1 protein-coding gene and 1 pseudogene are annotated in these 1,938 nt (G+C 67.5%); both read left to right on the top strand.

Going from position 1 to position 1,938, the window contains the following annotated elements:
- Positions 1-231 (top strand): annotated as a pseudogene (locus ASC93_RS27305) (methyl-accepting chemotaxis protein); the annotation flags it as partial.
- A 33-nt stretch (positions 232-264) separates the two neighbouring features.
- On the top strand, positions 265-1,938 hold a 1,674-nt coding region (locus ASC93_RS27310), incomplete at its 3' end, for a methyl-accepting chemotaxis protein (protein ID WP_056450190.1).

Raw genomic sequence — 1,938 nt, forward strand, 5'->3', positions numbered from 1 at the left:
TCCAGTTCCGAAGAGCTGGCGGCGACGGCCGAGGAGATGAGTTCCCAGGCCGAGCAGCTGCAGCAGGCGATGGCGTTCTTCCGCCTCGCCGGCGGCGATGCTGCGCCAGCGGCCCGCAAGCCGGCGCGGCGCGCGCCGGTCGCGCCGTCCAAGCGCCAGGGCATCACGATGCACAACCCAGCGTTCGCCAGCGAAGCGGACCTGGACGAGTCCAGCTTCACCCGATTCTGATCACACACGGCAAACCCCGCGAGGAGACATAACATGTTCCGCAATCTTAAAGTCAGTGTCCGCCTGGGCCTGGGCTTCGGCATCGTCAGCCTGCTGCTGGCCGCCGTCGTCCTGATGGGCGTCCGCAGCCTGGCGAGCCTCAACGCCAACGTCGACGAAATGGTCTCCGACAAGTATCCGAAAGTCGTGATCGCCTACGACACGATCGGCAACATCGAGGAAATCGCCATCGCGATGCGCAATGTCGTCCTGACGGACAACCCGGACGCGACGCGCCGCGAACTGGCGCAGATCGACGAATCGCGCAACGACCAGCGCAAGGACGTCGAGAAGCTGCAGGCGCGCGTCAAGTCGGGGACGGGCCGGCAGCTGCTGGAAGGCGTCCAGCAACAGCGCCAGAAATACCTGACCGTGCAGGACCAGTTCATCCGTCTCGCGAACGAAGGCAAGCGCGCCGAAGCGCGCGACCTGCTGATGACGCAGATCCAGCCCATGCAGGATGCCTACATCAAGGCGATCGAAAAGCTGATCGAGCACCAGGACACGTCGATGCAGCAGTCCGGCAAGGACGCGGCCGACGAATACGCCGCCACCCGCAGCCAGCTCACGGTGCTGGGCGTGGCCGCCATGCTGCTGGGCGTCGGCATGGCGTTGTGGATCACGCTGAGCCTCACGCGCACGCTGGGCGGCGAGCCGGGCTACGCAGCCGACCTGCTCAAGCGCATCGCGGACGGCGACCTGTCCGGCGACGTCGACCTGCGCCGCGGCGACAACGACAGCATGCTGCACGCCGTCGGCCAGATGGTCGTCAAGCTGCGCCAGGTAATCGCCGGCCAGCGCGCCGTCGTGGAAGCGGCGAACCGCGGCGAATTCGACGTGCGCGTCGACACCACCGGCATGCGCGGCTTCCAGCAGGAGATGGGCGATGGCCTGAACCAGCTGGTGGCGACGACCGGCGCCAGCGTCGACGACGTGGTGCGCGTGATGTCCGCGCTGGCCGACGGCGACCTGACGAAGCGTATCGACAAGGACTACCGCGGCGCGTTCGCGAAGCTGAAGGATTATTCGAACGGCACGATGGACAAGCTGGCGCAGGTCGTCGGCGAAGTGAACGGCAGCGCGCAGTCGCTGGCGTCGGCGTCGGAACAGGTCAGCGCCACCGCGCAATCGCTGTCGCAGTCCGCGTCCGAACAGGCGGCCGGCGTCGAAGAGACGAGCGCCTCGCTGGAACAGATGACGGCGTCGATTTCGCAGAACACTGAAAACGCCCGCGTCACCGACGGCATGGCCACGCAGGCCGCGCGCGAGGCGGCCGAAGGCGGCGACGCAGTGAAGGCCACGGTCGCGGCGATGAAGCAGATCGCCAGGCAGATCGGCATCATCGACGACATCGCCTACCAGACCAACCTGCTGGCGCTGAACGCCGCCATCGAGGCCGCGCGCGCGGGCGAACACGGCAAGGGTTTCGCCGTCGTGGCGGCCGAGGTGCGCAAGCTGGCCGAGCGCAGCCAGGTGGCCGCGCAGGAGATCGGCGAAGTGGCGTCGAGCAGCGTGGAACTGGCCGTCCGGGCGGGCACGATGCTCGACCAGATGGTGCCGAACATCCGCAAGACGTCCGACCTCGTGCAGGAAATCACGGCGGCATCGGAAGAGCAGTCGGCCGGCGTCGGCCAGATCAACGCCGCCGTCGGCCAGATGAGCCAGACG

This window comes from Massilia sp. Root335 (assembly GCF_001425685.1).
Lineage (GTDB): Bacteria > Pseudomonadota > Gammaproteobacteria > Burkholderiales > Burkholderiaceae_D > Telluria > Telluria luteola.